This is a genomic window from Streptomyces cinereospinus (assembly GCF_042430725.1).
GTDB classification, from domain to species: domain Bacteria; phylum Actinomycetota; class Actinomycetes; order Streptomycetales; family Streptomycetaceae; genus Streptomyces; species Streptomyces cinereospinus.
Map to the genome: position 1 here is coordinate 1 of NZ_JBHMCY010000100.1, position 24,785 is coordinate 24,785.

Here is a 24,785-nt window from a genome sequence, read left to right on the forward strand (position 1 = left end):
CGCGCGGTCTGCTCCGCAGACACGACGCGCCGCCGCTACGCGGCGGGGGAAAGCAGGATGCTCCGCATCCTGTCGGCCACTCCGTGGCCGGTGTGCTCCACTCCGTGGAGCATGAGGTGGGTACGGTGCATGGGAACCCGATCGCTCCGCGATCAGCTTCCCATGCACCTTGCCTAATGACTTTCCTTCAGCTGGTTGCGTGGTGAGGGAAGTTGGGAAGGCGCCCCGCTCCGCGGTGCGCCTTCGGGCTGGCTGCGTAGCGGGGTTCTTCCGTGCTGAGGACGGTGGGGCGGTCGAGCTTTCTCTTCGTCTAAGGAAGCAGAAAACTCCCCATATTTTTGAAACATGGGGCTCCCCCTGTTCGAGCCAGCTTCCCACCGCGATTCGTTCTCGCGACGCCGGGTGGTTGGCGAAAGACTGCGGCTTGGAGCAGGGGTCGGTCGCGTCGTTCACCCTCTGGATCACCGCTACTTGATTGCCTCTCAGAACTACTGCTGCGAGGCTATGTTCGGTGCCGGGGTGAGCTGGTGGCTGGCTACGGCAGCTTCTGTAGGGGCTTTTGACTACCGCTCACCGGCGATGCGTGGGGCGTTTCTGGATGTACGCGCAAGGGTCCAGTGCAGGTCTCCGGAGTACGGGGATGCCTGCCATGTCTCGAGCAGTGCTGTGGCTGTCAGTTGATCGAGGGTGCGGGCCAGCTCTGCAGGCCTGATATCGCAGGAGCGTGCCATCTGGTCGAGTTCTTCCAGGCTGTTGCCGGTTTCAGGGTCGGTGTGTGCCGCGAGGTACACGCTCGCCAGTTGGGCTTGTGGTCCGAGTGTCCGCGCTTCAGGGGCGGTGCTAGCGAGCAGCGCCCCTGAAGCGCGGCGTGCATTCGGTCGGGGCGGGCTGGGGCCCGTCCGAGCAGGGTGGGATCGCCCTCGGGCAGAAGGAGACGCTCGATCGGGCTGCTGTGCGGGCCGAGGAACGTGCGCTCCACCAGGCGGTACTGACACACGCGGTTGGAGCCGTAGGGCAGCTCCGGAACGAACACGGCGTCCGGGTCCGCGGGCGGCTCCTTCGTCGCGTCGTCGAGGATCACGTCCGCGAGGTTCTCCTCGGCCGGGATCGCTTCAACGGGCGAGACGTAGCCCGGACCGAGCGGGACTTCCGGCGCTTCCGGAGCCGGCCGGGGGCTCCAGCGGCGCGGCGTTGAACAACGAGCGGGGCGGACCGTAAAGTCCGCCCCGCTCTTACGTCGCCTGCCCGTCAGAACCGTCCTCGCCGCCCTCGTTCTCCACCACATGCCGCGCGAACTCAGCGAACCGCTGCCGCTCCTCAGTCGACCCATACAGCGCCAGCAGGCCCCGCGCGTAATCCAGCTTCGGACCGATCTCCTGACCGCGCGGATGCGCGTGCGACCACAACTCGAGGTTCCCCGAACGCAGTCGGCCCCGCTCATCCAGGATGAGCGGGCCGTCGGTGCTGTTGTCATGGCGTATGCCGTTGACGTGGTGCACCGTCTCCGTCGGCAACAGCGGGCGGCCGAGCGCCTCCTCAACAGCTACACGGTGCTCGAACACGCTGCGCCGCACGCCATCGACGGTCACTGACAAGACCCTGTAGCCGTTCTTGTTGGTATGTCCGCTTCCTGCCGGGGCGAAGGACAACTTAGGGACCAGCTCTTGACCCTCGCGCCATTGCCGGTAGTGGGCCGAGCAGTACCCCTTAGCGCGAACCGGCGAGTCGCACTCCGGCCCCTGGCACTTGTCGGGGCGAGGGGTCTTCTCCTGAAAGTCCAGGCCCCCAGGATCGCCCTTGTGCTGCATCCGGCTGTAGTGCAGATCGCAGTACCCGCGGGCAACGTGCGTTCTGCTGCAGCCGTCCAGGGTGCAAGTCTTCTTCGTCTGAGTACTGATGGGGGTTGCGAGCGCATCCTTCTCCCCACGGAACAGTCGCACGTAGTGGGCCTGGCAGCACCCTTTGCGCTGAGCCGGACGGTCGCACCCCTCCGCCCGGCAGGTACCGGTCTGTGCCGTGTATTCACGCACCTTTGCATCGGGGGTGCCGTACTTCCTCGCCCTGGCGTAGTGCATCCCGCACCAGCCGCTCGCCTTGTACCTCTGCGGCTTCTCGCAGCCTTCTATGGAGCACTTAGGCTCTGTCATTGGTGACTCGCTCCCATCGAGTTCGCCAGAAAAGACGGCCCGGCAAGGTGCGGTAACACCTTGCCGGGCCGCCCATCTCGCAACCAAGATCGCATCAGGGCTGGCGAGATCCAAAGCGGGTTGAACCTCATGGAGTCAACTCGATCCATTTACCGATAACAAATCTTTCGGGTCGGGGAATCTCGAGCGCTACGCGCACGGAGACGGACTCGCGGTCGTGGGGTTGGGCGCCCATGCCGAACGAGCCGAGCATGAAGTCGGTGTCCGCCATGGCCGCTGGAGCGTCGATCGGCAGGATCAGCGTGAGCTCGGGCTCGTGGACGACGAAGTTCGCCGGAGCCGCCGATCGTCTTGCCCGCTGGTACTGGGACGGCGGCGCCCTCGTCGAGGACGGCTTCTTCGACATACAGGACCAGCAGATGAGGCACTCCGCGTACGACGAATCGCCCGCCTTCGAGGTCGGCTTCAGCTTCGGCGTCACCGAGGGGCCAGAACAGTGACCGCGTAGCCTTTCGAGCCTGGTGCGTTACTCCGGTACTGGGGCGGTCCAGGCTTCCTGGAGGATCCGAGCCATCAAGTCATCCTGCTCTTTTGCGAGTTGACCAGCGTCGCGTCTGGTTCGGGCTTTGCACAGCCACGGGCCGATCATGATGCGTTCTCCGTCGATCTCGATCCATTCCCGTGCACCGGGCGGGCGGTTCCAGTGCTCGACGAAGAGCTGGAGGATCTGCGCGTTCTGCTCGAAGGAACGACGTCGCCGCTTCGCTGTGGGCGGGCTCGCCGGCCTGGCAGGGGTCAGGGGGTTTGCGGGGGTCAGCTGCAGGCGGGTGAGGAGAGCTTGCTGGGCGGGGGCGAGGCGGTCCCAGGTGGAGAGCTGGCGGTGCAGCCAGCTTCCCGCCTTCACCTCGTCGATCACTGTGTCGCGGTACAGGGCAGCCGGGCTGTTGCCGGCCTCGATGTGGCGGCGCAGGAGGTGGTACTTGCGATGCCAGTCGGGGCCGTGCGGGAGGGTCCAGTCGGGGTCGAGGGCGGCGAGCTGGGCGTGGCGGTCGGGGTCGAGGCGGTTGTCGCGGGCGAGGGTGCGCTGGATGCCGAGGAAGCGGCCGCCGGGCTGGTGGTCGGGGATGGCGAGGTGGCCATACTCGGTGTGGAAGGCGGTGACGGTGGTGAGGTTGCCCTGCCAGGCGGCTTCGTGGTCGTCCCAGATCATGGCGAGTGCGTCGAGTTCGGCGATCCAGTCCTCGGTGAGGATGCCTTGTCTGCGGGCGGTGCGCTGGCTGGTGATGAAGGCGCCGAGCCGGTAGCCGTAGGCGTCTTCGTAGTCGGAGGGCACGCGCAGGTGGCGGTGTTCGGCGTGGAAGCGGGTCGCGGCCGCCAGGCCTGCCCGGCGGGGGGCGGAAAGGGCGGCGGCGTCGGCGGGCCAGGCGATCAGGTCCATGGCACGGGCGATGCTGTCGGGGTCGAGGGTGAAGTCGAAGCGGAAGCGGCGGGCCAGGAGCGTGCGGGTGCCCTGTTCCAGGCGGCGTTTTGCGGTGGTGCGGGGGGCGCGGGCGGCGATGGTCTGGTCGTGGTGGCGCAGGGCTGCTGTGACGAGCCAGAGGGCTTCGTAGGGGGTGCCGAGGAGGTCGGTGGGGTCGGCGCCGTGAGGGATGTAGGCGGGAACGACGAGGCTGGCGGTCTTTGCGGTCTGGGTGGGGGGTTTGCGCAGGGCGCGGCCGAGGGCCTGGACGATGCGGCGGACGCTGGCGGTGCGGTCAGCGAAGACGACGGCGTCGACGGCCGGCAGGTCGACGCCCTCCCCCAGTACTTGGGCGTTGGTCAGCACGGCGCGGTCGGCGGTAGCGAAGTCGGTGAGGATGTCGTGGCGCTGGCCGGGACTGTGGGTGCCGTTGATCGACTGGACTACCAGGTCGCTGGTCCAGGCGGGACGTTGGTCGTCGGTGAGGGTGCGCAGGGTGTGGGGGAACTGGCAGGCGAAGTCGGTGGCGTCGGCGACCTGCTGGAAGTACACGATCACGTGGTGGAGGTCGTGTTCGGTCATCGCTTTGAGGACTGCCAGGTGCAGGGCGGTGGTGCGGCGTGCGGTCGGGCCGAAGCCGGAGTAGGTGTCGGGGGTGGTGAGGACGGTGCGCAGGTGGGTGTCGGTGATCGTGGGGACGACCAGTTGGTAGTCGGCGAGGACTCCGTCGTCGATGGCATCGGCGTGGCTGTAGGTGTGCAGGCGGGGGCCGAAGGTCTTGGGGTCCGCCATGGAGGCGACGAGGGCGGGGGTGTCCCAGGCGGGGGCGGTGGCTGCGGTGCGTTTGGGCTGGGGGCGGGTGGTGGGTGCTTCAGTCAGGCGGGGTGGGTCCCATTCGTAGGGGGTGGCGGTCAGGTAGAGGCGGCGGTCGGCTCGGATGCGGGTGTGGTCGTGCAGGACGGTCCAGTCCTTGTCCCAGCTTCCCGCGGTGCGGTGTGCCTCGTCGACGATCAGGAGGTCGAAGGTCGGCACGGGGGCACGGGTGTGCTGGGTCTGTTCGATTCTCGGGAGGGAGTCAAGCGTGACGAAGACGGTGGCGTGCTCGTGCCGGGCTAGCCACGTTGCCAGGAACTCTGGGTTGTTGGTGCTGTGGACGGCTGCTCCGGCCAGGACCGGGTGCTTGGCTGCGGCCAGGGATGAGACGGCCATCATCGGTTCTGGGCGTCCGTCGTTGCGGGCTGTGCTGGCCCACTGCGAGATGAGGTCCAGGCTCGGCACGGCGATCAGCAGGTGTCGGGCGTCGAGGGCTTCGGCGGTCCGCAGCGCGGTGAGCGTTTTGCCTGTGCCGCAGGCCGAGACCATGTGTCCGCGGGTGTGTTCGCGTGCCAGGTGACGTGCCGCGCTGTCGACCGCCCGCTGCTGGTCCGGGCGTAGTGAGAGCCTGGCGGGGCGGGTGCGGGAGGCGGTGACGGCGGAGATCTCGGCGATGGGCTCCTCAGAGGGCATTGAAACAAGATCCTCAGTGCGCGATGGAGCGGTGGCCGGCGGGATCCATCGTGTCGGGTGTCCTTCGCTGAGTGGTGTTGTGAGAGGAGCGGGCCGGGTCGATGGGTGCGGGTTGTGTCTGCGCAACGTTAGGGGATGGCGTGGGGCTGGTCTGCGGTTAGGCGAACAGGGCTTCTACCAGGACTGCTTGGAGCCTTCCTTCTTTTAGGGCGGTCGTGATCTCGGCTGCGGAGGGGTCTCCGGTGAGGCCGGTGCACAGGACCGCGCAGGGCGGCTCGTTCTGGGTCATCTTCCACATCGCGTCGGACAGAACGGTGGCCGGGACGCGGAAGGTCTGCGTCTCTTCAAGGGTGGGGCCCTCGTAGTAGATGCCCCTGAAGGTGCGGTCCTGGGTAGCAAAGACGGCCTTCCACTTCTGGTGGGCCTCGGGGATGGTCTCTCCCTGCCAGGTCGGCCAGATGAAGCGGCTTGGATCGACGTCGGTCTCGGCCAGGTGGGTGGCGGGGCTCACCACGATCACGATCACGTCGGTGCCCAGAGTGACTTCGTTGATGAGTTCGGTCAGGCGGTTGACCTGTACCTGTGAGGTGGGGAGTGTGACGTGGGTGAGGCCGATGCTGAAGGCAGGCAGCCGGCCGGGCGAGTGGGGCGGTGTCGTCATGATGCCGTGCTTCTGGTTGAGGTCGTTCGGTTCTTTCGTGCTTTTGGGCTGCGGTACGTCTGGTGATGTCTGCCGGGCTCGGGTTCCGGGTCTGTTGGGCGGGTGCGGCGGGCGCTGCCGGGAGGATCCGGTGCAGCTGTTCGTTCGGGGGGCGGAGCGCAGGGGCGCGCCCGTGGTCTGCCGGTTGGTCGGCGGTTCAGGGTGTGCGGTGCCGGTGGCGTGAGATCCAGCGCATGTCGAGGGCTTCCAGGGCGTCCAGTTGTTCTCGCGAGAGGGCCTGCGGAAAACGCCGCTTCTCGGCGAGCCACCTTCCCAAGGCGAAGCCGTCTTCGCAGGTGTAGTTGTAGGGAACGTCCAGGTGTTGGTGGCGACAGCGGTAGGCATAGGCGGCCTTCAATCCTCGGGCGAAGGCCCGTTGGGAGGAGCCTCGCGGGCGGCGCAGCAGGAGGGCCAAGGGGTGCTCGATGGGGAGATCGCCCATGAGGTGGCGCTGGTAGTCCTCGAGCCCGGCGAGGTTGTCGATCTGCTCGGCCAGCCATTGGGTCAGCACAGGGGCGGCGCCGGTGAGTTGGTGCGGGCCGGGGAAGATCAGGGTCTTGTCGCGTGCGGCGGCGTGGGCGCGGGCGTAGGTGCGTTTCCATTCGGCTCTGCCTTTGGTGTTCCACCAGGGGTAGATCTCGTTCAGGGCCCGCTGGTAGCAGTGGGGCAGGCGGCGGGTGTTGGCTTCCTTTCGGCTGTCGGCGAGCCAGCGGCCCAGGTGCAGGCCTTGGTGGTGTTCGACCCACCGGGGGGCGAGGTGTCCGTGGCGGGTGACGTAGTCGCGGGCGATGAGGAGTTTGCGCTCGATGCTGTGCGGGGGGTGCTCCCAGATCATGCCGAGGGTGTCCAGTGCTGCGATGCGTTCGGGTAGGAGCAGGCCGTTCTTGCGCATGGAGCGCTGTGCGCCGATCCACCAGCCGAGGTAGAAGCGGCCGTCGTGGAGGTAGCGGCTGGGGACGTCGAGGTGGCCGTTTTGGAGGTAGAAGTCTGTGGCGACCTCGAAGGCGGCCTCCCATACGCGGTTGGGGGCCATGACATCGTTCAGGTCGAGAACGGGGATGATCTCGTCGGCGCGTTCCGGGCGCGGGGCGATCTGGGGGGTGGCGGTGGGGTCGCTCGGGTACCGGAAGTGGTCGACGAGGTGGAAGGTGTGCTCGTCGTAGACGTCGAGGTCGATGAGAACCCGGTAGATCAGGTGGAAGGCGGTTTTCTTGACGGCCTCCTCGAGGGTTTCGCCGGGTGCCATGTAGATGGGGATGACGATGGTGGAGATCTTGTTGTCGCCTGGGGTCTGGCGCAGTGCGCGTCCGATGGACTGGATGATGTCGATGCTGCTGGTCTTGGGGTGGGCGAAGAGCAGGGAGTCGATGGCGGGGATGTCGACGCCTTCGGCGCAGCAGCGGCAGTTGGTGAGGACGGCCCGGCGGGGCGGCTGCTGTGAGGCGGGGGTGTTGAGGGGCGCGGAGGCGAAGTCGGTGTAATTCTTGTGGCGTTCGAAGGGACTCTGCCGGGAGCTGACGGTGCCGACCTGCAGGGGCGCGTGGTAGGCCGGGGCCATCAGGGCCGCGGTCTCGTGGAGTGTTTCGGCGAAGACGTCCGCCGCAGCGATGCAGGGGTGGAAGGTCAGCGTGCGGCGCAGGTCATAGCGGTGCTGCGCGACCAGCAGGGCCACTTGAGCGGCTGCGGCACGCAAGGCTTCGCCGGTCCAGGTGTTCGCGGGAAGCCGGTTCAGGAGGCCCCGCAGGTCTTCGTCTCTGATCACGACGCCGGCGATGCGGTAGTCGGCGAGGAGCCCCTCATCGATCGCCTCTCTCAGGGAGATGCGGTAGACGACGGGCCCGTAGATGCTCACGTCGTCCATGGAGGCGATGACAGTGTCCGCGTTGATGCCCTTTTCGCGGGCTTTCTTCTCGTCGAAGACACGGGGCGTCGCGGTCATGTAGAGACGGTGGCGGGCGGGCAGCTTGTCGTCGTGGTGGATGCGGGCCCAGGGCTTGTCGTAGTCACCGGCGGTGCGGTGGGCTTCGTCGGCGACCACGATGTCCCAGCGGGGCAGATGGAAGTCGCGGTGGGCTTCGACGACCTTGTCCAGGGAGTCGTAGGTGCAGAACACGTTGAGCGGTCCTGGGGTGTCGGCTGCCTGCCAGGCCAGGTCATCGGCGGTGCCCACCATGGTGAGGATGTCGGCCAGGTACGGGTCTGCCGGGTGGCTTGAGGAACAGACACCGAGGTAGCGGCCGGGACGTCCTTCGCTGTGCCATTTCGCGGCGGTCTGCTCAAGCAGTCGCAGGGAGGGGACTGCCACCAGGGAGGCGCCTTCGGGTGCGGTTTCCTGGACGACGTGCAGGGCCACCAGGGTCTTTCCGGTGCCGGTGGCCATGTAGACGCTGACACGGCGGTAGCCCTCGATGAAGCTGCTCGCGGAGGTGTCGACGGCGATTTGCTGGCCTCCGCGCAGGCGGGTCTTCAGGCGCGAGGCAGTCGCGGGGGCGGGGACGGTCGTGTCCGGGCGGATGCGTGTCGTCGTGGCCATGGTCCTCCCGGGTGACGGTGTGCACAGGCACCTGGTTCACAGGGTGGAAGGAGTGTGCGAGGCCGTGCCTGGGCGTTCGCCTGGGTTCACCTGAACGAGTGTCGGTGCTCTTGACCGCCTGCTGGCGGGCCGGTCACGGTGACCCGTGGTGACGGCTTCGGCGGGAAGGGCAGCGGTGCTGGACGATCCCGGTCTGTACGGGCCTCGCCGGCCGCTGCCGCTGCGTGTGCGGCCGGTGCCGGGTGAGTCGACGGGGTCGTTCGTGAACCGGCTCGCGCACGCCAACGGCCTGAGCCTGGCGGCGTTCCTCGACCGCGTCGGACAGGGCGAGGCATCCGCGTACACCGAACGGGTGGAGAAGTACCCGCAGTCCACCGAGATGTACATGAACGAGGCGGGGCTGCGCTATCTGGCTGTCCTTGCTGACCGTGCGGCTGGTCTTCTGCAGCAGGATCTGCCCAGCCTGGGCGCGGAGCACCTGCTGCCAGGCGAAGAGGCGGCGCAGTGGTGGTGGCGCTGGGAGCCCGTGGCGGGGCACCTCGTGCGGTACTGCCCGCTGTGTGCCGATGCCCTGGGTGTCGGCCAGACGGTGTGGCTGATGTCGCCGGACAGCTGGCAGGTCTGTCTGCGGCACGGTTACTGGTCGGACGACTCCCGCGGCCGCGGTCCGGACTTCGTGCAGCTGGCCGAGCTGCCCGAGACGGTGACCGCGCAGCGCGTACGGCAGCAGCTGGCCGAACGGTGGGGGCCGGCCGGCGAGGAGTTGTTCGCCGATGCCTTCCAGGTGGCGGTGTACTGGTGGACGCGGATGCCGGACACCGTATGTTGGGTGCGGCGGGGCTGGACGGCTGGGCTGGACGCGCGGGAGATGCGGGCGGCCCCACTGGTGATCTACTCGGAGGCCGCGGAACTTGCGCACGCCATGGTGGACTTCGAACGGGCGGGGCGGCGGGATACGGCGGACCGGTCCCGCTGGCTTGCGGGCGTGGAGCAGTTGATGGCCGGGTGGGGGGTGGACGTGACTGAAGGGCGTCAGGCGCTGCTGATGTGGCTGGGGCGCCACCGTAGGGGGGTGCCCGCGCCGTCCGGTCCGGCGGGCCGAAGCGGGCTGGTGCTTGGGGCGGGGCACAGCCGGATCGCGTCCCGGACCGGTCCGGTGAGCCAACGCTCGTGCCTGACCTGGCAGTTGGGCATGGCAGCCGCCGACATGTAGGCCACATCCGAGCGGGGGGCTCCGAACCGTATGGTTCTGAGATTATCCGGGCAGGTTGATGTCCATGCGCACCGCCGCAGCAATGGGGGCACCTCGCTGACTGAAGACGCGTCGCAGTCCCTCATTGTCCGTTGCGTCGTCGACTACGTAGCCATCGAGACAAGATAGCACTCTGCCAACCACGAATTCGGGAAGGCCATAGCCCACTTGTCCGTGCCCATCTCGCAGCTCCCCATAAGAAGGGGCATAATTCCGTGAAAATTCACGAGTAAGTAGCCGAAGGGCCTCTCCTGAGAGTACGTGCGCCCCCACATCTGGCGGAGCAATTGGACGCTCCAGCGGGATAGCTACCGGGATAGATGCTTGCGTCGGTATCGAGTGAGGGTGATACAGCAGATAATGAACGGGGAGATTGTACTCTTTTTCATAGTGCGAAATCGCTTGCCACTGGGTGTCGCCCACCTGAAGGGCTTTGTATCGGCAAGCCTCGTCAAACCGAAACGTACGTGACCCCAGAGAGGCGGGGAGCGAGGGGCGCATCAGCGATCCGAAACCGCCAGGGCGAGTGATCCCTTCATCCTCGATAAATTCAGATTCCCTGGGATAGAGGCGCTTGCTCTGCAGTAGCACCACCTTGGTACGTAGGAGAGTGTTATCGAGTCGGAAAGTGACGATGAAGCCGATATCGGCAACTTCCCACCGATCCCAATGTCGGCCACCGCCAACAAAGTGAACGTCAATATCGACGAGGGTGCCGGATGGCAACAGATGAGGGCCCTGCGCTTCGGCGACTGCGTCTACGAATGCGAAGTCGAGGGTCTCCTCATGCACGGTCGGCATACGGTCGAGCCTCGCCGTTACGCGTTCGTTCACGTCGAAAAAGACACCCCGTACGTATTCGATGACGTCGGGCGATAGCGGAATGGGTGTTGCCGTTGGCATGGCCCTCCAGAAGCGGCGAGCGCCGAGGTGGCCTCGGCCGGTCCTGGAACCAAGGGTAGATCCAGAAGCGGCCGCAAGCAGCGCTTCTCGCTGCTTCGAGCGGTAGTTCGGAGAAGATCTCTGGGCTATGAGCCCGGCGAGCTACCGAGTTGCTCCACCCCGCGCCAGTGAGCACCACCGGACGTCAGGGCGGCGGGCGCTGGAGACCCCTTTTTTTGCCGGGCGCAGGCTGCTACGCGGCGAAGCCGATGTTTTTGACGTACTCGTACTGGCCCCACTGGGAGCCCAGGTCGGGCAGGACATCGGCGGTCCAGGCGTCGTCCAGGCCCTGATGGTCGCCGGCCGCCCAGGACGCGACGATCTTGTCCCAGCGGCGCACGTTCATCGTCCGATGTGCCACGACCCGCTGGAGCTGGCGCGCCACGCCGGACTGGTCGAGGGGGTGGATCTCCACGCGAGTGCCGCGGCCCTCGCGGTTGAGGCGGGCGGTGAGGTGGCGGGCGACGTTGCGGCGTCGCACCGCCCGGTAGGCGGCGTCGATGCGTTCCAGGTTGGCCTTCGAGGGACGGCGGGTGCCCTCCAGCCATGCCTTCAGCGTCCGGTCGCTCACGGTCAGTCCGGCGTCCTTGGCCGCCTGCCAGGCCCTGTCCGATGTCGTCAGGTAGTGCAGGCGTGCCATCAGGCCACGCCTGGCGGTCACCGGGGTGGCGATGTGAGCGGCGAGCCAGTCGAGCTGGCGGGCGACGGCTTCGCTGCCCTTGATCCCGCTCGCACCGAACTTCCCGAAGTCGATGTTCTTCTCCGGCATCTACTGCTTCTCCCCCGTGCTGGCTTCGACATCGGTTCCGGCGGTGTACGTGTCCTTGACCTTGACTTCGGTAACACCGCGGCCTTCAGGGAAGACACGGCGCCAGTCTCCGATGACGTGGAGTTCGTCGGTGCCCATCGCCCGTACGACCGTCAGTCCCGCGTCGTGAGCCTTGAGCGCCTTCATCCAGAGGTTGGCGAAGGCCTGGGAGCGGATGATGTGCATCCAGTCCGGACGGTAGAGCTCCCGGTTGTAGTTCGACTCCCCCATCGTGGACACGAACTTGGAGTACATCGCCTTCACGTACTCAAACGTCAGCCCGTCGCCGTCAGCGATCGCGGTGTCACGGGCGTCCTTGAGGGCGATCCGGAACTTCTCCAGGAGGTTCTCGGTGGCGCCCGAGGTGTACGACTCGTGGACCTCGGGCGGCTCGCACAGGCGGTGCTTCGGGCCGGACAGGCGTAGCAGCAGGCGCAGGGTCGGTTCGGTGACCCACAGGGGGCCTGGTTCGTCGCGCTGGCCGATCGGGTTGGGCAGCACCGCGTCGTGCTCCCAGGCGGGCGGGGTGATCAGGTGGACTCCGGCGCGGCGCCGGTCGTGGGCAAAGCCCGTGGAGTGTTCCATCTGGCCGAGCGGGAGATGGGTCTTGAGGGCCGAAAGGTAGGCGCCGTTGATGTCGAGCGCGGTCACCTCGTGCCGACCGGGCGGGAGGGCGGTGCGGGTCCATTTGGGGCGCGCCTCCCAGATCTGGTCGGCGCCCTTGGAGGTCTGCTTCTTGAGGATGTCGGGGATCCAGGGGTGGGCGATCACGTCGTAGCGGGCGCCCTTGCGGGTCTCGTCCAGCAGGCGCATCGCGTCCGGAATGGCCCGCTTCAGCAGTACGGCGCTCGCGGCCTCGACGTCGCCCTGGTGCTCGGCGAGCATGGCGTGCACCGCTTCGTGGATCAAGTCGGTCGGCCCGGACGGCTCCTGGAACGCCCGCCCGCGCCGGACCGTGTCTTTACCGTCGGCCGGACGGGGCGGGCGGGCCGTACGCGGCACTTGGGCGCGGGCAGATGGCGCGGTGGGCGAGGGCTTCGGGGTTTGTGCAGGGGCTGCCTGGCAGCCGGAGGGATCCAGGTGCTGAGCGAACCCCGCCACACGCTGCGGGGCCGGACGCCCGCACAGCACACACGGCTCGGGCACGGCGAGCGACTCCACCTCGTCCTCGTCCTGGCCGGGTTCCGTCGACGGCGTAGAGGCGACGGCCGCCGCAGCAGTGCCTGATGCTGCGGACCGCTCCTCAGCCGGCTCCGCCATGGTGGTTTCGGTCTCGGTGGTGAGCTTTGCGTTCAGCCCGTCCAGCAGATACGCGTACTTGGTGCGGACCTCACCGGCCGGGTCCCGGCCGTTCTCCCATCCGCTGAGGGTGGACGGGCTCACCCCGAGCGCACGGGCCACCTGCGCCTTGGACAGCCGGGCTCGCTCCCGCAGCTCGCGGCGTACCTGGCAGGGCGGGAGTTCGGCCTGCGGGCCGACGGCGTCGAGGAGCGAGTCGATCGCGTCGAAGTCACTCACCGGCTCGCCCCCTTCGTCTCGGCCCGGACGGAACGGCGCCGGTCGGCGGGCAGCGCCTCGCATGCTCTGGTCGGACCCGCAAGCAAGTCCAGGGCGCCGATGCCGTAATGCTCGGCCAGGACATCCACGTCGCGCAGGCTCCACGAAACGGCACCCGACTGCCGGCGCGACACCTGCGTCTGCGTCAGCCCCAGCACTGCCGCAACCGACCGCTGCGAGTCACCCGTCACCTGCATCAACGCGGCCACCGTCAGCCGCAACGACTCTTCCAAGGTCAATCCCACACCCCCATTGTATCCGAGTCGATGCAAATTACGCATGAATATCAGCAAATTGCTTTCAGTGATGCAGCTCGCGCGGGCCCTTGCTACGGGTCTCTCCTCAGGCCCTGCAGGTCAGCGATGGGGACGGTCTTGTTCACCCGGAATCCGGCGGCCCGCGCGCCGGGCGTCCCGCTTCGCCTGGCGTGCCTCTTCGACCGCCCGGTCAGACAGACACCGCGGGCACACGAGGTCCAGGACACGGCGGCGCAGGGCCCGCTGCAGCCGGGGCCCGGGAGGCAGCGACCACCCGCGGCAGTGACGGTGCACCGTGCGCGCGCGGGTGCCCAAGAGCGCGGCGACCACGGAGGCGTTGCGGGTGTAGGCGGCCAGGAGGAATGCCATCTGCGCCTGGTGGCCGGCCGGGAACCGCGCGGCCAACTCGGCCTGCTCCTCCGGATGGAGGAAGGCATCGTGACGCTCGCAGCGCGGCGCCTTCCTGCTGTTCCGGGCGGGGCCCGGCGAGCTGGTGTCATGGCTCCAAGAGCCTGCCCGGGTCCGTCTGTGGACAGTGGGCGGCCTGGAGGCCTTGGCAGTTCTCGGCAGACCGCGCCACGCAAGCCCACCCCCTACCGTCGGCCGTCGTCCTGCGCGGGCAGCGCGTCGGGCCTGTCCGCCGTACCGCTTGAGGCGGCGCCCCGGTTGCGGAGGACGCCGCGTAGGCCAGGCTCTGCCGCGTTCCGCCAACGGGTGGGAAGGAAAGCGGCTTCCAGGGGGATGTCAACCCACGTACCAGCTGAGGTCCTGCCGCGCCCGTGCTTCGGTTCGCCCGCGCCGACGGTTGCCGTTGTGCCGCAGGGCGGTCAGCGTGCCGGCGGGTTTCCGTCGGGGTGCTCGTGGATCCAGGAGAGGCCGCCGAGGTCGAGGCGCCGGCGGGTGCGGGTGACGGCGACATAGGCGAGACGGGCTTCGCTGTCGCTGATCGGTCCGGGGACGGGGCGGCCGGTGTCGTCGTGCTTGTCGGTGTCCTTCGGCGGGGTGAAGTCGTCGGCGATCTTCACGCAGGGCCATTCACGGCCTTTGGCCTTGTGGGCCGTTGACACGGTCACCTCGGCCTGTTGCTCCGGAGTGAGGTGAGCGAGGGCGGCCAGGATGGCGTCGGTGCCGTGTGTGTCGACGAGGTCGACCAGCGGCTGCAGGTCACGTCCGGCCGGGTCGTGGGCTGCGTAGTCCTGCAGTTCGCCCCAGGAGGGGAACAGCACCAGCTCGGGGTGGGAGGTGCGGCGGCCCTCCTTGAGGTCACGGGCGGCCAGGGCCAGGGCGCGCAGGCTGTCCCCTCCCCCGGCCAGTCCCACGCGGTATCCGGCGGCCAGCAGGTCCATGACGTGGGCCATGGCGCCGACGTTGGTGCGGCACAGCACGGCGTCGGGCCGGACGAGGTGCCCGAGTTCGGTAGGCACGGCGGGGGTGCCGGTCAGGCGAATCGGTGCCTCCGCGATGGAAAGCCAGCGGTTGGCCTCCTGGGCCAGGTGGGGGCCGAAGCGGAAGGACTGCGACAGGACGAGCTGAGTGCCCTCGAAGCCTGTCATGACGTCTTTGGCGCCGCGCCACTGGTAGATGGCCTGGGCGGAGTCGCCGACCATCACCAGCTGAGCGTGGCCGCGCTGATCGAGAAAGATCTGTTCGACGACGGGGTTGGTGTCCTGGGCCTCGTCCAGCAGCAGGAAGTCGGCGTCGATCTTCGGCTGGCTGAGAGCCCAGATCTTCAGGTAGTGGTCGTGGTCGAAGCGCACGGCCCCGTCGTCGGGGTGCTGCAGGTCGGCCCAGGCTTTGCGGGCGAACGGCACGATGTGGGCGGCGAGTTGGGTGTGCAGGTCCTTGTCTTCCAGGCCGCGCAGGCGGGGGACGTGATGGCGGGTGATCGTCTCGTCGGCGGTGTGGCAGAAGCCAGCCACGGTGCGCAGCGTGGCGTTGGAGAGGGTCTTTTGTGAGATGTCGCGGTCGCCGATGCGGATCGGCTTGGTGATGCCGAGGGCCTGTCCGGTCTGCCAGGCCGGGCGGCGGGGGGCGTTCAGGCGGCGGGTGTAGCGGTGGCCGACGGCGGCGTAGGCCAGGGCGTGGGCGGTCTTGCACTGCACGGTGTCGGGGAAGCGGGTGCGTGCGTCCTGGGCGATGGCCCGGTTGTAGGCGAGGTAGCGGCCGCGGCGTTTGGTGGTGCGGGCGAGCAGGGTCAGGGTGGTGGTCTTGCCGGTACCCGCGCCGGCCTGCAGGGCGAGGTGGTGGCCGGCATGGAAGGCGTCGGCTGCGGCCGTCTGTTCGTCGGTCGGGTTCATGCGGGGGCTGCTCCGGGGGTGCGGGTCAGGGCGTGGCCGACGGCTGCCAGGAGGTGTGCGGCCGTGGTGCCGGCGAGCAGGTGCTGCACGGCCCGGTCGAGCCGGTCGGCCTCGTCGCTGGCGTGCTGGGCCAGTGCGCGGTGCAGGGCCAGCTTCACGAAGAGTCCGGGCTCTGCCCCGTTTCATGGGCGGCGTGGCGGATCGTGGCGTGGACGGTGGGCGGGAAGGCGAGGTTGAGCAGGACCTGCCCTGCGGCGTCCGGGTAGTGGGTGGTGATCACGTCCACGGGGAGCCGAGTGGCGAGGTGCTGGCGCAGCCGGTGTGCGGCGCGGCCGGGGGTTTTGGCGCGTACGAGGGTCATGAGGCGGGTGGTGTCGTGGTTGGTCGCGAGCGGCAGCACGCGGGCGGCGTCACGGAACTCCGCCGGGACCAGCGGGCGCGTCAGGAGGATTTCCAGGGCGTGGTGCGGCATTATCACCTCTCTTTGCTGCCGGGTGCCGGTGGGTATGGCAGACCGGTACGCAGGTGCTGGGCGTGCAGGAGGGGATCGAAGACCTGCCATCCGGCCAGGGCCAGGTCGGCGGCGCCGTGGGTGGTGGCGTGCGCGGGGCAGCGCTGGATACGCCAGCGCCGTTGTTCGGCATGGGGCAGCTGGCTGAAGTCGTAGACGGCCGTCACCTGTTCGGACAGGGCGAGTTGGCCGCGTTGGGTGCCGACAGGCAGCAGTCTCCAGGATCCGGGCGGGGCGTCCGGGGCCAGGACGGGACGGGGGCAGCGGGTTCGGTGGCTCGTCTGGGCTACGCAGCGGATGGCCTCCACGGGGCCGTCGGCGAGGTAGTAGCCCAGCAGCATCCGTACGAGAGGGCGGTCGGGGCCGTCAGGCGCTGCGCTGGTGGGGGCAGCCGTGGGGATGAAGACACCGGTGTCGATCAGGCGACGGGTTCGTACGGCGAGTTGGCGGCGCACCGACGTGAGGGACGGGTTGATCCGGCAGAGGGGAGTGCGCTGCGGGCAGAGCACGGCGTGCGGAATGCGGCACCAGGCGCTGCCGTCGCCGTGCGAGTGAGCGATGCCGGAGCTCAGGTGCCAGTGGCAGGAGGCAGGGGCGTGGGCGGTGGCCAGTTCGGCGGGATGCAGGGCGATGGGACGCCCGTCGGCACGCGGGTAGAGGTCGATGCGGTTGCCGCAGTGGCGGCAGCGGCCGCTCTGGCCGGCGCGCAGCAGGCGGCTGGGACTGGTGGCGGCCACCCGCAGGGGACGGCGCGCCGGGGCGGTGCGAGGGCTGCCGTCCCAGTGGCAGCCGGGGATGGAGTGGGGGCGCATGGCGAGGACCGTGCCAGGTGACACGCCCCGAGGGCGGGGATGGCGGACGGGCAGTCCCCCGGGCGGCCCAGCCCTGTCGAACGGCAATGCGAGTCGGCGGGTGTGCGTTCTATGCATGCTCGCCGGTTCGGGTGATTTGCGCGGCGCGCCAGGCCTGACGCGGCCGGAGTCAGGCGCCCTTGGATCCGGGCGGGGTGTGGTCGTCGCAGAGCGAGCCGAGCAGCTGCTCGATGGGGACATCGAAGGCGTGCGCGAGGGCATGCCAGGTGGTGACGGTGCCTGCGGCCCGGCCGTGTTCGAGGTCGATCAGCGTGCGCCGGGCCAGGCCGCTGCGGCCGGCGAGTTCGTCGAAGGTCCACTCGCGCGCGTTCCTCAGCCGCGCCAGCGTCACACGCAGGGCGTCGCGGTCCGGGTCGGGCGGCAAGATCGTCACCCCACCATCCGACGGTGCAGACACCTGCCCTGTCAGTGCGGATTTCTGCACTATCAGTGCAGGTGAGCGCGCCCTGCACCCGCACTGCGCGAGTGCAGGTATCTGCACTACGGTGCGGGCGGCTCCCACGTACGTACCGGGAGGCCACCACGCGAGGCCGACGCGGACCAGAACGGAGGGACAACGAGCCGATGCGGCTTGCCAGTACACACGCTGCGGTGCAGCGCATCTGGACGGTGCACCTGCGCCCGCAGACGGGCGGGCCGGCCCTGACCTGTCCCCGCTGCGCACACAGCCCCGTCCTGCCGGCCGCCTCCGCCCGCTCGGCCGCCCTCACCCATCTGGCCCGCCACGCCCGCGCCGACACGCTGCCCGGGTACCTGCGCATCTGCCAGTGCCGGGCACTGGGCTGCCACTGGCACCCCCGCCACCGCGGCTGCGCGGGACCCGTCCTGCTCGCCCTGACCTGCGACCGCGGCGGCCGTGTGTGGCGGCTGGCTGATGCCTGCGCCGCCTGCGCGGCGGCGATGAGCCGCACCGCCGTCGTGCCGCCCACCCTGCTCGGCACCGGCCGCGCCCAGCCGGCCGCCAGCATGGCGCGCCCTGCGCGCACCACGCCTCCGTTCGGCCCGGCAGAGCAGCAGCGCGTACGCGAAATGCTCACCTACCTCGCCACAGCGCTGCCCCGCTTCTCCTCCCCCGCAGCCCGGCTGCTCGCCCTGCAGTGCGCGTTGCGCGCCGACCATCATGGGCAGATCCGCCTGCCCCACGGGTTCCTGCGCGGCATGCGGCTGCACGGCCGCGCGGAGCTGTGGCTCGAACTGGAGCACGCCGGCTGGCTGCACCGCCTCAGCCGCAGATGCTCGCCCGTCCAGGCACAGCTGCTCGACGCCGCCGTCCTGCACCAGGCCCCCGGACGCACCGCGCGCATCCGCGCCGCCCAATGGGCGCTGCGCCCCGCCCCGCTGGCCGCCTCGCCCGGCCTGCCCTGCGCCCTGCGGCTGACCGCACTCGCCCTGGCCGCCCACAGCACCGCCGGGGCGGGCGGGGGCGAGCTCGATGCCCTCACCCGCCAGTGCGGACAGCCGCCCCAGCAGCTGGAAGACCTCCTCGACCAACTGGTCCGCGCCCGCCTCGTCACGGCCTGGCACCATCATCACGACAGCGGCGAGGTCCGATGGGAGCTGCCCGCGCACTCGCCGCCCAGCGAAGACGCCGCCAGAGAGGCTGGCGCGTAAAGGCAGCACTGTGGCCCGTTTGCCGGGCCCCGGTCATCCTGCCGCTGCGCGTGCCGGAGGGGCACCCCACCGCTTGCTTCGCTGCTGTCTCAGCGGTGTGCCCGGCGCAGGTACATCGGAAGGACGGTGCGCATGATCTGTTCGCCGCGGGTGGTGATGGCCTCGAGGTCGCTGCGGGTCATGGCTGCGAAGTTGGTCGGGTAGGAGGCGACCGCGCTGCGCGGGACGAGGTCGGCGGGCGGTGTGGGCAGCCGGTTGTCCTTCATGCCGAGGTAGGCGAGGGCGAAGCCGTCGATGCGTCCGCTCGCGGCCCACTCGTGCAGGCGGGAGCGGGCGGAGTCCTGGGCTTTGCGGTGGACGGTGGCGAAGGAGCGGTTGAGTCGTCCGGGCATGAAGTGCGGTGCTTTCAGGGCGAGTTCGCCCAGGCCGGCGTCGCAGGAGATGATAAAGGGCACGTCGTAGATGTGCTGGGTGTGGTGCGGTGAGCGTCCGGGCTCGAGGACGGACAGGCCGAGGTTGTCGTAGACGCCGCCGTCGGTGAGCAGCACGGTGTGCTGCTGGTTGTGTCCGCCCGGGTGCTGGAAGGTGAAGGTGCGTTCCAGGGCGGGCAGGAGCGCGGGGTAGGCGGCGGAGGCGGCCACGGCGGTGGCGACGTGGATGGGCTCGGTGATGATGCCGTAGCGGGAGCAGCCGCTGCGGGTGCTGCCGAAGCGCACGGCGTTGGTGGTGGCCAGATCGGTGGCGGTGAGGACGACGTCGAGGCCCGGGTGGGTGACATCGGCCATGGTCTGGGGGCCGAACGCCTTGTGGGTGAGGACGGCGGCCAGGGCGTCGGTGCGGTTGGCGGGGCGGGCGACGCTGACGTCGCTGTGGCGGGAGAACAGTTGGCGGGTGCTTGCGCGGGCGGCTGCGGTGAGGTTGCGCGCGGCCGCGGAGGGCTTGAACGCCTGGCGTGCGATGTCCAGTTGGAGGCCGCGGCGCAGGAGGTCGGTGGTGCGGATGTCGAAGTCGGCGAAGTCGGACGGTCCGTATGCCCACAGGGCGGCGAGGAGGGAGCCACCGGAGATGCCGGAGACGACGCGGATGCGGTCGAGGAGATCGCGGTCGTGAAGGGCGCGCAGGCAGCCGAGGTGGAAGGCTGCGGCGCGGGAGCCGCCGCCAGACAGGGCGAGGCCGAGGGTGCGGGTCATGAGCGGGAGCCCTTGCGTGGGACGGGGACGGGACGGTGGGGGCGGATGGCGTAGCCGCCGGGCCACCACGTCACGGGGCCGAGGTGGGCGGGTACTTCCGGCGCGGGGGGCTCGGTCGCGGCGGGGGCGGTGCGGGCGGCGAGGTGGGCGTAGAAGTCGGGGCCGTCGCCAGTGGCGAGCCATTTGCGCCAGAGGGGTCCGGGTCCTCCGGCGATGAGGACGAGGGCGCGGGCGGGGGCGTCGTCCAACGGCAGGGTGAGGCTGGTCATAGCGGCTCGGTCGGTGGCGCTGGGCTGCGCGGCCGTGTGCGGGTGGGTGTGCCACATGCCCAGGAAGCGGCTGAGGTTGCCGGTCGCCTCCCGGCGGGCAGCGAGGTGATTACTGACGCCGTCCAGACCGTGCCGGAAGTAGGCCTCCGTCAGCAAGGAGTCGGGGGGCGGGCCGGTGGCCTCGTCAACGAAGATCACGCCGGTGGCGTCGTCGACGACGCCGAGCAGGGTGCCGCCGGTTTCCACGCGCGGGCCGCGGACGCGGGCGCCGCGGCGGGCCTCCGCGCGCATCTCGGCCAGCGCGGCGGGGGTGATGCGTACGTCGTAGCCGGTGGCCTCGTCCGTGACGAGGGTGTCGTCGGGCCAGGTCAGCCAGCGCGGCCCGGCGGGCTGGGCCACGGTGGGGCCGACGGGCATGCGGACGATGAGCGTAGCCATGGTGCGCCGGTCTGCGAGGGCGGCCAGGGCGTGGAGGATGCCGGCCACCAGTTGTCCGGCCAGCGCGGTGACGTCGGCAGCCGATCCGGTGAAGGTGGTGTCCGAGCAGCCGGGTTCGGGCTGGAAGAGCTCGGTCGGGGGCTGGGTGGGGAAGAAGTCCTCGATCAGGTCGTCGAAGACGTGCGTGGCGTCGGTGTGCGCCGCCAGCGCGGTGCGGCGCAGCACGTCGGCGCCGCCGCCGGTGGCGCCGCGGGGTGAGAGGGCGGCGAGGCCGCGGGTGGCGTGGTGGCCGATCATCAGCGTGGCCAGGTGGGGCCAGGGGGCGGCATCGGTGCGGCGGGCGCGTTCGAGTCGGGCACGGACGATGCGGTTGGCGGTGCAGTCCCAGATCAGGTCGAAGGTGTGCAGGTCGAGTCCGGACAGCCGGGTGGTGATGTCGCCGACGAGTGCTTCGACACGGGTGGTGTGGGGGTCGATCCGGTTGAGACGGTCGGCCAGGACGCTCGCCTTGTAGTGGCCGATGTCGGCGTCCGTGTAGGGCTGGCGAGCCAGGATGCCCGGGTGGACGAGCGCCTGGTCGGCGACGGTGAGGTGCGCGGCACCGGCGCGTGCGCACATTTCGGCGACGGGGGCGCCCAGGGCGCCCGCGCCCAGGACGAGAATGCGTTTGCCCCGCAGCCAGGCCGCGGGGGTGGCGTGGTCGCGGCGGACCGTGACCTCGGGGCGGGCCTCGTAGATGCGCATCCACCGGGTGGGCAGACGGTCGAGCCACTCGGTGCCGAACTGGATGACCTCGTCGCCGAGTTCGGCCAGCTGCGGGCGGCCACTGAAGGCAGTGTCGGCGGCCAGGCGCCCGACCCTGTCGGCGAAGTCGGGCAGGTGCCAGGCCACCAAGTGGGTCTGGCGCGGCCCGTCACCGGCGATGCCCCGCGAGGGGGTGCCCAGCAACAGGTGCACCGGCGCGGCCGGGGTGTCCTCCTCGTCGGCCGGCGCGTCGCCGCCGGGGTGGAGCAGGGTGCGGTTATGGTCCGCGACGATTCCCGTCAGCCCCAGCAGCAGGCGTGGCGTGAGGTGGTCGCGGGCCAGGGCATCGACCAGTTCCCGCGCGGTGAGCGGGTATTCGAACGTCAGGTGCTTCGTGGTGACGACGGCGGGGGCGAGAAACGCGTGGGCGTCGGCCGGGAGCGCGGCGCTCTCCCGCAGCTGCTCCGGGCTTGCGGGCCAGGGGTCCTCGATGGCGAGCCAGCCCACCACGTCGCATCGCGTCTCGTTGACCTGGTGCAGTACGGCGGCGCCTAGCCACGACCGGTCCGGCAGGGCGACGGGCGCGTCGCGGCGGATCACGAGGAGCCCCGCCGTGTGGTCGGTCAGGGCGTTCGGGGGGTGCAGGGGGTCACCGGGCCGGTCCAGTTCTCCCGCGGCGGCCGCCTCGAACCAGTCCAGGAGGCGGTTGACGAACCCGTACATGCCGTCGGCCGGATCCCACTCGGTCGCCGTCGAGCGGTACAGGCACAGGTGGCGGCCCCAGTTGACGTGCGGGGCGCCGGCGAACCGGGTGTGCCGGGTCCGCACGCTGGGAGCCCTGAAGGGAAAATCTGGGGGGATCAGCAGGGTGACCGCTTCCACGCTGCGCAGCCGCAGGCCGCCCTCCGTGCGCGGCAAGTTGGCGCAGCCCACGCTGATGCGGGCCTCGACGTACCCGGGCCGGTTGGCGGTGGCGGCCACGTGCGTGGCCGCCACCGCTCCGTGAGAGGCCTGGACGATCCGGTGGAGCTGGTCGAGGGCGAGCTGCTGGCCTTCAGTGAGTTCCAGGGTGGCGCTGTCCTTCACGCGGCACCGAATCCGATCTGTACCGCCGGCTCGGCCTTGTCACCCCTGGCCTGCTGCACACCGGCGCGGGCGGCGTCCGTGCCGCGCTGGTGCGGCAGGCCGGCTGCGGCAGTGAAGGCGGCGGCCGGGAAGCGCGTGGTGCCCAGCGTGGCCAGCAGCCGGCGTCCCCCGCCTGCGGCCTTCAGCACCTGGCCCTTGTTCTCCAGGTCGGTGACGTCGACGAGTTCGAGGCCCAGGCCGGGCTCCAGGGCGAAGACCACCGGGCGGGGCTCCTCCTTGGAGGGGTACTCCCCCGTGCACAGCACCGGGTAGTCGGTGATCGACTCATAGGCGGTGCGGGCCAGCAGGTGCGGCGGGTCGTTGCCCCTGTCGTCCTTGTCGCGGAAGGGCCGCGAGCTGGAGATCACCCGAGCGTCCGCGTTGGCATGCGCCTCAAGCTGGTCGAGGATGTCCTGCTTGAGCTCATCTTCGCCGTCCTCGCCCTTGGCGTACATGGCCTTTTTGGAGCAGTGGTGCGGGGAGAGCAGCACGTCCCACTCGATGCGGTCGGTGCGGTCGTGGGACTCGCTGTAGTCGAAGATCTTCTTGATGGTGGGGTAGGCGAGGTCGCCCAGGAACAGCAGCCGGCCCGTCGTGCCGTCGTCCGTGTGCAGCTGCACCTGCAGGGCCAGGGAGGTGTCGTTGCGGTCGCCGGCGCAGTCGTCTTTGAAGGGGGCGTGGACGAAGGCCTCGAACTTGTCCGAGACTTCCACGCCGTCGACGGTCATGATGGCCTTCCCGGGGAAGGTGAAGTACTCGTCCGGCAGCTGCGCGTAGGCGTGGTCCTCGCGGTCCTCGTCGTAGCCGATGATCCGCACCCGGTCCCCGCTCGCGGGCTCCTTGCCGTCCTTGATGGCCTGGAGGGTGGCGTCTACACGCCGTTCGACCTCCTCTTGGAAGCGGCGGGCGTCCTCGCACATGGGCTTGTCCTCGGACAGCTCGCGCCACAGCCGGGGCGTCGCCCAGATCTCCCCGATCAGGATGGAGCTCTCCAGCAGGTCGCCGAAGCCGCAGCAGTGATCCTTGTCGGCGTGGGTCAGCGCGAAGACCGCAAGGTAGGGCGTCTTGCCGTCGGGCTGCGGAAGGGTCTCCTCCAGGCGGTCGATGACGGCGGCGACCACCGCGTCGTCCTCGTCGGCCGCCTTCATGTCCCGCAGGTCCACCTGCACCACCAGGTCGCCGCCCAGCACGATCGTGGTGGAGTCACCCGTGCCCACCGGCCAGAACACCACCCCCTGCTCGGGAAGTTCCGTCTCGACCATGTCCTGCCTCTTCACTCGATACTGATCAACTAGCGGGAAAAGCACACAAGTTCACTTGAAGGTCAGATGTACCACGCGCCACTGACAACGCCGCCGCGATCGGACGGCAGGGTGTTCGGTCTCTGCTCCCGGAGCTCCGTGATCGCCGCCTCGAAGTCCTCGAGCATGTCGAACGCCCGACAGACGGACGCGAACCGCAAGGGCGAGGAGACCGTGCCCCTGCCGCGGGCCGGGCATGGTCAGCCCCACGTCGTGGGTGGCCGGCTCGATCCTTCCGGCGGCCCGCACCGCTTCCGCGATCCGCCGCCCGGGTGAGCAGGAAGCGCGGCGGCCGCCTTTCTGCTCACCCGGGGGCAGGACTGCTCAGCGGCGGGGAAGAGCCAGCAGGTTGTTGGTCCACACGCCATCGGCGCGGGTCTGCAGGTACTTCTCGCCGCGCGGCGGGGTGACCACGGCGACCTCCGCCCGGTGCCCGCCGGCGTCGCTTGTGTAGGCCTGGCCCTTTTCGTCTTCGATCCAGGTGACGATCTCCGCCCGGGTGTTGTCGCCGGTCTTGGCGGTCGCCGGGTTGGTCCACCACAAGCGAGTGATGTGCTGGTGCGTGGTGCCGCCGGACAGGCGTACCGCGGTGATCTGGATGGCCATGATTCTTCTTCTGCCGGCCTTGCCCGACGGGGTCCCGGAGCCGGCGCCGGGTCCCGTCACCCCGGTGTGGGGTGATTCGCCCGGGACGGACGACGTAACTCGCGGGTAGAGAAACGAGGGTGTCCTGAAGGCACTGGCGGGGCGTCAGGAGCAGTCGAGGCAGCGGTCGGCGCCGTCGGCGAACATCGCGGGCGGATGCCGAATGAAGCATCCCTGGCACAGGCGTTCGGTCACGCGCGCCGGGCAGGCGCAGCGGTCGCATTCGGGACAGCGGGGGACGCCGCAGACGGAACAGGCGGGTTCGAAGGAGCGGAACTCCTCGTCGCAGTGTTCGCAGATGTACTCGCGCGCCTGGGGGCCGGTGTCCTTCGTGGGCGGCGTAAAGGCGCGCCAGGGCGCCGAGTCGGTGACGAGGACGGCGACCAGGTAGCCGTCCATCGGCGCGGTCTGCGCGTGCAGTTCTCGCCCCAGGATGCCGTCGCGGTAGCGGATTTGGGTGCGTCCCTGCGCGTGGCCCTGGCCGGCCCGGGCCTGGGCGATGGTGGGGATGTCGCCCTGGAAGCTGCCGCGCTGCAGCGGCCGGAGGCCGTGGGAGGCGGCGAAGACTGCTTGCCGGCCTCGACGACCAGCTTCTTCACCGTCCGGGCCGTTTCGGGGTAG

At 69.6% G+C, this 24,785-nt stretch carries 19 protein-coding genes and 3 pseudogenes; 3 read left to right on the forward strand and 19 right to left on the reverse strand.

Going from position 1 to position 24,785, the window contains the following annotated elements; genetic code table 11:
- Positions 1–673: 673 nt before the first annotated feature.
- Positions 674–1,081, reverse strand: a complete 408-nt coding sequence (locus ACFF45_RS32570; protein ID WP_381350517.1) for a hypothetical protein — start codon at positions 1,079–1,081, stop codon at positions 674–676.
- Between the two features lie 151 nt (positions 1,082–1,232).
- Positions 1,233–1,589 carry an HNH endonuclease gene (locus ACFF45_RS32575; RefSeq protein WP_143041108.1) on the reverse strand — a complete coding sequence of 119 codons (357 nt, stop codon included), beginning with the start codon at positions 1,587–1,589 and terminating at the stop codon, positions 1,233–1,235.
- A 791-nt stretch (positions 1,590–2,380) separates the two neighbouring features.
- Here ACFF45_RS32575 and ACFF45_RS32580 point away from each other — a divergent pair.
- Positions 2,381–2,647 (forward strand): hypothetical protein, encoded by a 267-nt coding sequence (locus tag ACFF45_RS32580; protein ID WP_362433748.1) that lies wholly within the window; start codon positions 2,381–2,383, stop codon positions 2,645–2,647.
- A 26-nt stretch (positions 2,648–2,673) separates the two neighbouring features.
- Here the strand turns inward: ACFF45_RS32580 and ACFF45_RS32585 are convergent, their stop codons facing one another.
- The 3 genes from ACFF45_RS32585 to ACFF45_RS32595 all read right to left on the reverse strand — a co-directional run bounded on the left by ACFF45_RS32585 (position 2,674) and on the right by ACFF45_RS32595 (position 8,345).
- Positions 2,674–5,112 (reverse strand): DEAD/DEAH box helicase, encoded by a 2,439-nt coding sequence (locus tag ACFF45_RS32585; protein ID WP_381350518.1) that lies wholly within the window; start codon positions 5,110–5,112, stop codon positions 2,674–2,676.
- Positions 5,113–5,269: 157 nt separating this feature from the next.
- A complete protein-coding gene (locus ACFF45_RS32590; RefSeq protein WP_362433753.1) occupies positions 5,270–5,773 on the reverse strand; it encodes a hypothetical protein in 504 nt (167 codons plus the stop codon).
- A 196-nt stretch (positions 5,774–5,969) separates the two neighbouring features.
- Positions 5,970–8,345 (reverse strand): Helicase associated domain protein, encoded by a 2,376-nt coding sequence (locus tag ACFF45_RS32595; RefSeq protein ID WP_381350519.1) that lies wholly within the window; start codon positions 8,343–8,345, stop codon positions 5,970–5,972.
- 262 nt (positions 8,346–8,607) lie between these two features.
- On the opposite strand from ACFF45_RS32595, the gene ACFF45_RS32600 reads away from it, so the two are divergent.
- Entirely contained in the window at positions 8,608–9,558 is a 951-nt protein-coding gene (locus ACFF45_RS32600; protein ID WP_381350521.1) for a TniQ family protein, read from the forward strand.
- A 42-nt stretch (positions 9,559–9,600) separates the two neighbouring features.
- On the opposite strand, the gene ACFF45_RS32605 is transcribed toward ACFF45_RS32600, so the two are convergent.
- The 8 genes and pseudogenes from ACFF45_RS32605 to ACFF45_RS32640 form a co-directional block, all read right to left on the reverse strand.
- Entirely contained in the window at positions 9,601–10,500 is a 900-nt protein-coding gene (locus ACFF45_RS32605; protein ID WP_381350522.1) for a hypothetical protein, read from the reverse strand.
- 232 nt (positions 10,501–10,732) lie between these two features.
- Positions 10,733–11,308: a transcriptional regulator gene (locus ACFF45_RS32610; protein ID WP_266469242.1), complete on the reverse strand. Its 576-nt coding sequence runs from the start codon at positions 11,306–11,308 to the stop codon at positions 10,733–10,735.
- A complete protein-coding gene (locus ACFF45_RS32615) occupies positions 11,309–12,865 on the reverse strand; it encodes a helix-turn-helix domain-containing protein (RefSeq protein WP_381350523.1) in 1,557 nt (518 codons plus the stop codon). It lies immediately after the preceding gene.
- Positions 12,862–13,149: a helix-turn-helix domain-containing protein gene (locus ACFF45_RS32620; RefSeq protein WP_210918367.1), complete on the reverse strand. Its 288-nt coding sequence runs from the start codon at positions 13,147–13,149 to the stop codon at positions 12,862–12,864. The genes ACFF45_RS32615 and ACFF45_RS32620 overlap by 4 nt, the downstream gene beginning before the upstream one ends.
- A gap of 839 nt (positions 13,150–13,988) precedes the next feature.
- Positions 13,989–15,458: a UvrD-helicase domain-containing protein gene (locus tag ACFF45_RS32625; protein ID WP_189867213.1), complete on the reverse strand. Its 1,470-nt coding sequence runs from the start codon at positions 15,456–15,458 to the stop codon at positions 13,989–13,991.
- Positions 15,455–15,936: pseudogene (locus ACFF45_RS32630) on the reverse strand (hypothetical protein). The gene ACFF45_RS32625 and the pseudogene ACFF45_RS32630 overlap by 4 nt, the downstream one beginning before the upstream one ends.
- The gene (locus ACFF45_RS32635) at positions 15,933–16,781 is read right to left on the reverse strand and encodes a DUF6083 domain-containing protein (RefSeq protein ID WP_381350525.1); all 849 of its coding nucleotides are present in this window, start codon (positions 16,779–16,781) and stop codon (positions 15,933–15,935) included. The pseudogene ACFF45_RS32630 and the gene ACFF45_RS32635 overlap by 4 nt, the downstream one beginning before the upstream one ends.
- Before the next feature lie 169 nt (positions 16,782–16,950).
- The gene (locus tag ACFF45_RS32640; protein WP_093600507.1) at positions 16,951–17,214 is read right to left on the reverse strand and encodes a helix-turn-helix transcriptional regulator; all 264 of its coding nucleotides are present in this window, start codon (positions 17,212–17,214) and stop codon (positions 16,951–16,953) included.
- Between the two features lie 191 nt (positions 17,215–17,405).
- On the opposite strand from ACFF45_RS32640, the gene ACFF45_RS32645 reads away from it, so the two are divergent.
- Positions 17,406–18,452, forward strand: a complete 1,047-nt coding sequence (locus ACFF45_RS32645; RefSeq protein WP_381350527.1) for a hypothetical protein — start codon at positions 17,406–17,408, stop codon at positions 18,450–18,452.
- Between the two features lie 89 nt (positions 18,453–18,541).
- Here the strand turns inward: ACFF45_RS32645 and ACFF45_RS32650 are convergent, their stop codons facing one another.
- From ACFF45_RS32650 to ACFF45_RS32675, 6 genes and pseudogenes are all read right to left on the reverse strand, one after another.
- Positions 18,542–19,642: a patatin-like phospholipase family protein gene (locus ACFF45_RS32650; RefSeq protein WP_381350529.1), complete on the reverse strand. Its 1,101-nt coding sequence runs from the start codon at positions 19,640–19,642 to the stop codon at positions 18,542–18,544.
- Positions 19,639–22,179 (reverse strand): anti-phage 6A-MBL system cap2_3 protein, encoded by a 2,541-nt coding sequence (gene cap2-3, locus ACFF45_RS32655; RefSeq protein ID WP_381350530.1) that lies wholly within the window; start codon positions 22,177–22,179, stop codon positions 19,639–19,641. Before cap2-3 ends, ACFF45_RS32650 begins: the two co-directional genes overlap by 4 nt.
- The gene (gene mblB / locus ACFF45_RS32660; protein ID WP_381350531.1) at positions 22,176–23,480 is read right to left on the reverse strand and encodes an anti-phage 6A-MBL system MBL-fold protein; all 1,305 of its coding nucleotides are present in this window, start codon (positions 23,478–23,480) and stop codon (positions 22,176–22,178) included. The genes cap2-3 and mblB overlap by 4 nt, the downstream gene beginning before the upstream one ends.
- A 62-nt stretch (positions 23,481–23,542) precedes the next feature.
- A pseudogene (locus ACFF45_RS32665) lies at positions 23,543–23,789 on the reverse strand (transcriptional regulator NrdR); the annotation flags it as partial.
- 54 nt (positions 23,790–23,843) lie between these two features.
- Entirely contained in the window at positions 23,844–24,125 is a 282-nt protein-coding gene (locus tag ACFF45_RS32670) for a DUF3892 domain-containing protein (RefSeq protein ID WP_093600492.1), read from the reverse strand.
- Between the two features lie 144 nt (positions 24,126–24,269).
- Positions 24,270–24,785: pseudogene (locus ACFF45_RS32675) on the reverse strand (ImmA/IrrE family metallo-endopeptidase); the annotation flags it as partial.